This window comes from Microcoleus sp. OTE_8_concoct_300 (assembly GCF_031383065.1).
In the GTDB taxonomy this organism is placed as follows: Bacteria; Cyanobacteriota; Cyanobacteriia; order Cyanobacteriales; family Microcoleaceae; genus Microcoleus.
The window spans coordinates 1-7964 of record NZ_JANMZH010000638.1; the positions used below are offsets into that span (position 1 = coordinate 1).

Annotated in this window: 8 protein-coding genes; all 8 read left to right on the forward strand. The window is 41.0% G+C overall.

Annotated elements, in window-relative coordinates; translation table 11 throughout:
• The first annotated feature begins 197 nt into the window (after positions 1–197).
• The 8 genes from ACUVJL_RS28975 to ACUVJL_RS29010 all read left to right on the forward strand — a co-directional run bounded on the left by ACUVJL_RS28975 (position 198) and on the right by ACUVJL_RS29010 (position 7769).
• Entirely contained in the window at positions 198–1304 is a 1107-nt protein-coding gene (locus ACUVJL_RS28975; RefSeq protein ID WP_445249006.1) for an AAA family ATPase, read from the forward strand.
• 121 nt (positions 1305–1425) lie between these two features.
• Entirely contained in the window at positions 1426–1986 is a 561-nt protein-coding gene (locus ACUVJL_RS28980; RefSeq protein WP_445249007.1) for a DUF3226 domain-containing protein, read from the forward strand.
• 28 nt (positions 1987–2014) lie between these two features.
• On the forward strand, positions 2015–2656 hold the full coding sequence (locus tag ACUVJL_RS28985; RefSeq protein ID WP_445249008.1) for a histidine phosphatase family protein: 642 nt from the start codon (positions 2015–2017) through the stop codon (positions 2654–2656).
• A gap of 13 nt (positions 2657–2669) precedes the next feature.
• Complete coding sequence (locus ACUVJL_RS28990; protein WP_445249013.1) at positions 2670–3881, forward strand: acetate kinase; 1212 nt, start codon at positions 2670–2672, stop codon at positions 3879–3881.
• A 129-nt stretch (positions 3882–4010) separates the two neighbouring features.
• Positions 4011–4841, forward strand: a complete 831-nt coding sequence (locus tag ACUVJL_RS28995) for a hypothetical protein (RefSeq protein ID WP_445249009.1) — start codon at positions 4011–4013, stop codon at positions 4839–4841.
• Between the two features lie 108 nt (positions 4842–4949).
• A complete protein-coding gene (locus ACUVJL_RS29000; RefSeq protein ID WP_445249010.1) occupies positions 4950–5420 on the forward strand; it encodes a hypothetical protein in 471 nt (156 codons plus the stop codon).
• A 551-nt stretch (positions 5421–5971) separates the two neighbouring features.
• Complete coding sequence (locus ACUVJL_RS29005) at positions 5972–6733, forward strand: WecB/TagA/CpsF family glycosyltransferase (RefSeq protein ID WP_445249011.1); 762 nt, start codon at positions 5972–5974, stop codon at positions 6731–6733.
• 22 nt (positions 6734–6755) lie between these two features.
• Positions 6756–7769 carry an XrtA system polysaccharide deacetylase gene (locus ACUVJL_RS29010; RefSeq protein WP_445249012.1) on the forward strand — a complete coding sequence of 338 codons (1014 nt, stop codon included), beginning with the start codon at positions 6756–6758 and terminating at the stop codon, positions 7767–7769.
• Positions 7770–7964: the final 195 nt, after the last annotated feature.

Here is a 7964-nt window from a genome sequence, read left to right on the forward strand (position 1 = left end):
ACCGCAGATACAGGCAGATTAACACAGATTAACGCAGATGAGTTAGATTAATTCAACAGGATCGGTTCTTCATCTGCGTGAATCCGCGTTAATCCATTGTCATCTGCGGTTAACAAATTCTCTTTTTTTAACCGCAGATACAGGCAGATTAACACAGATTAACGCAGATGAGTTAGATTAATTCAACAGGATCGGTAATGCTGAAAGAAATAGAAATCGAAAATTTTAGGTGTTTTGAGCAAATCAAAATTTCGGGGTTTGAAAGAGTCAATTTAATCGGCGGTAAAAATAATGCTGGCAAAACAGCCTTGGTAGAAGCTATCTTTCTCTATAACGATCCCGACGGTAGAAGTATATTCGCATTAAAAAAGCTGAGAATGGAATCGTCAGCATCGTCAGAATCCTCAGAATGGATAGAATCAATAGAATCAATATATAAAAGGGAATGGGACAACTTGTTTTATTCCCTCAACAAAGACGCAGTTATAGTAATTCATGGAAAAGATGAAAGTAATGTCGTAGATAAAATAGAAATTTGGTTAGATGAATCTGGAAATGTGGACAATATTTTCTCAGACACAAATGTAGAAAGATTAAGAGAGTTATTCTTGAAGGATAAAGATGATTTGTCAGTCCTAAATATTAAATTAACTCGATACAATCAAGAAACTGTTAATTCCGTTGCAATAGCTACTTCATCAAAAAAAATGGGGTTTGGCAGTCGTCCTAATGTTAAAGAACCGCCTTTTATTCCATCTTGTATGAGGTCTTTTGAAAGGAATCTCACGGAACTATTTGACCTGGCGCGTTTGAAGGAAAAAGATAGCGAAGTTTTGAAAGCTTTTCAAATTCTCGACTATTCAATAGAATCAGTAGACAGTTTTTCGATCGGGGAACCCACGCTTTACTTGAGAAGGAAAGGCGAAAAGCGTTTGCCTTTATCATTGTTTGGAGATGCCATTAACAGAGTTGCAGAAATAATCCTTAAACTGGTAAACAGCGAACACAAAATACTGCTAATTGATGAGATAGAAAATGGCATACACCATACAAGTCAGCGGGAGTTTTGGAGAGTGTTATTTCGGTTGGCGGTTGAACTGGATACGCAGATTTTTGCTACAACCCACAGTTTAGAGATGCTGCAAGCATTTGCTGATGTGGGTTTAGAACCAAATCAGGAATGCAGCAGCGCATATTTTGAACTAGCAAGGAAACTCAAAACAAATCAAATAATCGGAAGTCGGCTCGATTTGGAAACTCTTAGTTATGCCATTGAGCATCAAGAAGGAGTGAGAGGTGAGTAATATTGTCATAGTAGAAAGTAAAAATGATAAATTTTTTATGCAGGCAATGGTTGAGAAACTAAACTGCGATATTTAGGTAGAAAAACCTATTTATATAGATGATTATGAACCTTTGGAAGGCTTGAGCGAAACAGAGTTAATCAAAGCTTTAAAAAATTTAATAAGAAAGATTGACCGAAAAGATATCGAAAAGATTGGAATAATTATCGATATTGATAATTATTCAGAGCAAGAACGGCTGAAATTCGTAGATAGATGTATAAAGCAAGTGTTTCAAGCTGAAAGCTTGTCAAGCACTAAACAATTTATCGATATTTGTACAGATTATGGAACAAAAGCCAAATTGGCTTGTTACTTTACAAATTTTGAAGGTAAAGGCGAACTGGAAACGCTTTTAAAGGCAATAAAGGCTAGAGAATCACCTTATGCTGATTGTTTGGATAGCTGGAGAAGTTGCATAAAAGAAAAGGAGGGAAAGGAAATCAAGCAGAAAGATTTTGATAAATTTTGGATTAACAACTATCTCAGGTATGATACTTGCTCAAAGCAGGATCGGAAACAAGCTGAAAAGAAATGCAGTATGCATGGGTTTGAGTATGTTATGGAACACAAAAAAGATATTTGGGATTGGGATAATCCTGCACTCGATGATTTGAAGGAGTTTTTTACACTTTTTTGCTAACATAGTAAAATTCACACACAATTAACTCATGAGCTTAAAAATCTACTTTCTACGACACGGTGAAACGACTTACAGCAAAACAGGCGGCTTCTGCGGCGCTATCGACCCAGAATTAACCCCCGAAGGTTCTCAAATGGCAGAACAGTTTGCCGCCACTTACGCAAAATTGCCTTGGAATGCTGTTTATGTCAGTCCGATGAAACGCACAATTGCTACTGCAAAACCTTTGTGCGATGCTGTGGGAATAGAAATGCAGCTTCGCGACGGACTGAGGGAAATTAAGTACGGTGAGTGGGAAGGCAAAACAGTAGAAGCGGTCAAAAAAGACTACGAAGAAGATTATATTAACTGGCTGACTGAACCTGCTTGGAATGCACCGACGAATGGCGGCGAAACTTCCGTGGCAATTGCTAGCCGATCGTCCTTAGTTATCGCAGAAATTGAGGAAAAGTACAAAAGCGGTAATGTTTTGGTTGTCTCGCACAAAGCGACTATTAGAATTATTCTGTGCAGTCTCTTGGGGATTGATTTGGGACGTTATCGCTATCGCATTGGCGCTTTAGCAGCTTCTGTCAGTATTGTCAAGTTTGATGTGCGCGGGCCGCTGCTGGAAGTTTTGGGCGATCGATCGTACATGGATGAAAACCTCCGCAATTTGCCCGGTACTTGAGGTTGAGTTTGCTATGAAAATATTGGTGTTAAATGCGGGTTCTAGCAGTCAAAAAAGCTGTCTTTACGAGTTAAACGATGTCCTGCCCGATCGCCCGCCGCAACCCCTCTGGGAAGCGCAAATTGACTGGAATCACCGCGAAGGTGTGGCTGAGTTGAAGGTGGAAACTGCCTCGGGAACTGAACAGGAGGAAGAATGCCCCTCAGACTCTCGCGAAGCGGTCATTTCTCGAATGCTGGAGACTCTGTGGCAGGGTAAAACTCAAGTTATTAATAGTTTAACCGAGATTGATATTGTCGGCCACCGCGTCGTACATGGCGGACAAGACTATCAGCAAAGTACGTTAATTTCGCCGGATGTTAAAGAAGCGATCGCCCGTTTATCTGTCTTCGCACCCGTACACAATCCCGTCAACCTCGAAGGCATCGAAGCCCTGGAAAAAATCCTCCCAAATCGGCCACAAGTAGCAGTATTTGATACAGCTTTTCACGCCCAATTGCCACCCGCAGCCTTTGTTTATCCCGGCCCCTACGAATGGCTGGAAGACGGGATTCGCCGCTACGGTTTTCACGGCATTAGCCATCAATATTGCGCGCGCAGGGCGGCTCAAATTCTCAACCGCGATTTGACCGATTTGCGGCTGATTAGCTGTCATTTGGGCAACGGATGTTCTCTGGCGGCGATTCGCGGGGGCTGGAGTGTTGACACGACGATGGGTTTTACGCCTTTGGATGGTTTGATGATGGGAAGTCGATCGGGTGCGATCGATCCTGGGATTATAATTCATTTGTTAAGGCGATCGGATTTAACTTCTGAAAAATTAGATAATATTCTCAATCGAAATTCTGGTTTAAAAGGGATTTCTGGGGTATCTAGCGATATGCGGCAGATTGGAAAAGCCATTACCCAAGGTAATGAGAGAGCTCAACTTGCATTGGATATTTACATTCACCGTTTGCGCGCCGGAATTGGTGCAATGTTGGCGAGTTTGGGAGGGTTAGATGCTTTGATTTTTACGGCGGGAGTCGGGGAAAATTCCGCTGTTGTGCGGGCTGCGGCTTGCGAAGCTTTTGGATTTCTCGGTTTGAAATTGGATCGGGAAAAGAATCAACACTCGCCAGTTGATGAAGATATTGCGGCAGTAGATTCAGCAGCGAGAGTTTTGGTAATTCACACGCAGGAAGACTGGGAAATTGCGCGAGAATGCTGGCAACTTTACTCGTAGAGAGTGAATTTTACATAAGACATCTCCCATAATTCTTGTGGAACAGGCATCCTGCCTGTTCAAAACCCGGTTTCTGGGCCCCCAATATCATCAGAAATCGGCTTTCTAAGTCTCAGTCGCCAATTTAACATGACCGATCGCATTTCTGCACCCAATGTTTACTTATACGCTTTCCAACTGTACAATGACAGCCAGGGCCGCGATAATCCTCTGTGGCAACAATGCGACAAGATTATGGCAAAAGTTACCTATACCTATGAAAGACTAACACCGCATCTAGTTTTCCCAGCAAACTCTCACAGCTACTTCGAGGATTTACTTTCAAATACTCCCCTCCACTTTAGCACCCGCAATCCGCTGATCGAAGGTTTTGTCCAACCGATCCGAATTGACGATAGTTATGGTTTATGCTTAAATATAGGTTGTCGGGAAGATGGCACCGCCGATAATATAAAGGTAAGTTTCCTCAAGAAATTTTACCCAAATCAACCCTTACTCATCGGCGGCAATGACCACTTTTTAGGGCAAACTCTGATAATTACCGCATGGCTTACCCAAACCCCACCGGATAACTTAGATTCCCTCAAACCCCTCGCCGATAAATGCCGCGATAGTTTATTCTCCGGTGATTCTCCCCCTACATTCTACCGATCGGGTAAACTATTTGGTAGCCCGATTTTTGAATACGGTTCAGTTAGCGATATTGCCAATTATCGCCACCTGCTTGTCTGGCTGCTTTGCGACGAAAAAACCGACGCAGATTTTAACACTTGCCAAGATGAAATATTTAAGCTATTATTTCACCGCAACAAAATCATCAAAGCTTTTCAAGACAGCCGCCAGATTTACGATGAACTTGATACAGAATTTCGCACCATTGAGAAAAATATGGATAATTTGCAGCAGCAATTTGCGCGAGGAACTGTATTAACTGCCTCCCAATTGCTGGAATTGCAGTAACAGTTAAAGCAACTCTTTAGCAAAGCTGTAACTTATACTCGCCTGCTGCAGAAACTCGAAGAGTTTGATAATACAGTTGCCATAAATCTTTACAATTACAGTGAGAATTTGCAAAAAATATGTGTTATAATTGAAACCGACGAGGAAGAACTATCTATATTAAATCGCTTCCGTATAAAAAGTGCGCCTCATATCCGATCGCAAATTGCGGCTGACTTAGGATATTTCCGACACGGAACGAGTTTAATCGAACAGGCGGTCGCCTCAATTCGAGGGATAGTAGAAATAGAACAAGCGCGGATCGATCGCGAGAACCAAATCGAACTCCGCGAAAGCGAGCAAACAGAGAACAAGCGATCCGATCGCCTAGAAAGAAAAATTGGGGCCATCGGCGTAGGTTTAGCAGCCGGTGGTATCGCAGCATCCAGCGGCACAGACAAACTCTTTGAGACGGTAAAAGACCATCAAATCCCACTTCTAATCGAGTTGCATCCGTTTGCATTCTCGTTTTTTCTGAGTTGCGCCATCGGTATCATCGCGGGTGCGATCGTTTGGTGTTGGACTCGGCCTAAAAAATAGTGAAAAGGGCGATCGGGTGAGAATGCTGGCGACTTGATCACAATTAGGATCTATGCAACATCTTTTACTACATAAGTCTTCACAATCTAACTTTATAAGTCTTCACAATCTAACTTTTGATAATTTTCCCCTCCCCACCAACTATTTGTACGGATCTTTTGTAAAGATTTGATGAAGCAAATTCTTCGATCGATTCCCAAATTCTATACGTTTAAGTTATGGAAACTTTGTCATATCTTGACAAAAATGATATTAAAGATTATTTAAACTGACAGAATATGACCAAAACTTAATGGCGGAACCATGTCCTGTGAGCTAGTTATAAATTAAACTGATTATAAACATTTTTAATATAAGTATTTTTAATAAGCTTATTATTTTAAAGATTTGATAAAGCTTGGCGATTGCGGATTCCATTACTGACAGTAAGAGTGTAGGATGTTGGCACAGAGACTTAAAAAGCAATTATTTAAAAATAATCGAGAACCCAAAAAATCTCCAAGTAAGTTTCTTGATATTTACATTGCTTTATACGCCGATCAAATAAAAAAATGGAAAAAGTTAAAATTCTCAATATTTTTATTGATAATTTATCTACAGGAGAACTGTTGCAGCAACTTGACGAAAGAGGTGGTATTGTTTTTACCCCAAATATAGATCACCTAATGATCCTACAAAAAGATCGAGAGTTCTACAATGCTTATAAAATGGCAGACTACAGAGTTTGTGATGGACAAATATTAATGTATTCCTTGCAGTTTTTAGGAACACCCATTAAAGAAAAAATCTCAGGTTCCGATCTTTTCCCAACATTCTATCAGTATCATAAAAAAAACCCAAATATCAAAATGTTTTTGCTAGGAGCGGGACCCGGAGTCGCTCAAAAAGCTCAGGAAAATATTAACTTCAAAGTGGGAAGAGAGATGGTAGTTGGGGCACATTCGCCATCCTTTGGATTTGAGAAAAAAGAAGAAGAATGTTCTCGGATAGTTGATTTAATTGAAAAATCGGGAGCCAACGTATTAGCAGTAGGGGTTGGTGCACCCAAGCAAGAAAAATGGATTATTAAATACAAAGAAAAGCTGAACAGCGTCAAAATATTTTTAGCCATAGGTGGCACAATTGACTTTGAAGCTGGTCATAAGAAAAGAGCGCCGAAATGGATGAGTAATGCCGGACTTGAAACTCCCTATAGATTGTTAAGTGAACCCGGACGACTTTGGAAACGCTATTTAATCGACGACCCACCTTTTTTAGGGCTGGCTTTAAAACAGAAAATAAACATTTATCAAAACCCTTTTACAGATTTGTAAACTTACAACCAGGAAAAAAAATATGTTACACCCCTCAGCAAATCTCCCAAAAACCAGTGTAGAAAATGTCCTAACAATGGATATCGAAGATTGGTTTCACATTTTAGATATTGATTCAACGCCAAGCATCGAAGAGTGGTCGAAACTGGAAAGTAAAGTTACCAAAAACACACAGGTGATTTTGGATTTACTTAACAAACATCACACCAAAGGAACATTTTTTGTTCTGGGGTGGGTTGCCGAACATTTTCCAGATTTAGTCCGAGAAATAGAAAGGCAAGGTCATGAAATTGGTACTCATGGCTACAGCCACGAACTAGTTTACAATTTAACTCCGAACGAGTTCCGTCGAGATGTAGCTCGCTCTCTGGAGGTGTTGGCACGAATTACTTCACGACCGATTTTGGGATATCGCGCTCCAGGTTTTTCGATCGCTAATTCATCTCTGTGGGCATTAGACATTCTCGTAGAATTAGGTTTGCAGTATGATGCTTCGATATTTCCCATGAGCAGAAATCATGGTGGGTTGCCGGGGTTTTCAGGAGAGGCAGTATGGCTTACCACGCCCCTAGGAAACAAAATTCTGGAAATTCCAGTAACTCCGACTACACTCTTCAATAAAAAAGTGTATTTGTTTGGAGGCGGTTACTTTCGCCTCGCACCCTATTCTGCGATCGCTGCTGGGATCGCGCAGCTCAACAATCAAGGAAAACCAGCATTAGTTTACCTACATCCTAGGGAATTCGACGCGCACCATCCTAAGCTTAAAATGAAGCCTTCTCGTTCCTTCACAAGTTATGTGAATCTGCACAAAACCCATTCTAAATTTGAGCGCATGATTCAGGATTTTAAGTTTAATAGTATTGAGAAAATTTGGCAAATAAGTATGGATGGGAAGCAGCAGGGACGGGTAGTTAATAAATTCGTAGATCTTTGTCCCAGAGAGCGGGAATTTTGCTTGATCAGCAATACCTACGGAAAAATATCCGATACCGAAACCGAAATAGCAGAAAATTTGCTGACACTTAGACAGTAACTAAAAGACTTGATTGGGAAAAATCTCGATCGCTCTCTAGATTTTTCCCGAATTCCATCGGTAGGGACCTACACTTGCTGAAGTCTAAGTCGGGTTAGGATCGCGATTTAAAGACCTTACAATTTTTATTGTTTTTGTGGGATGGGCGTCCCGCCCGTCCAAAATGGACGGGCGGGACGCCCATCTCACAAACTT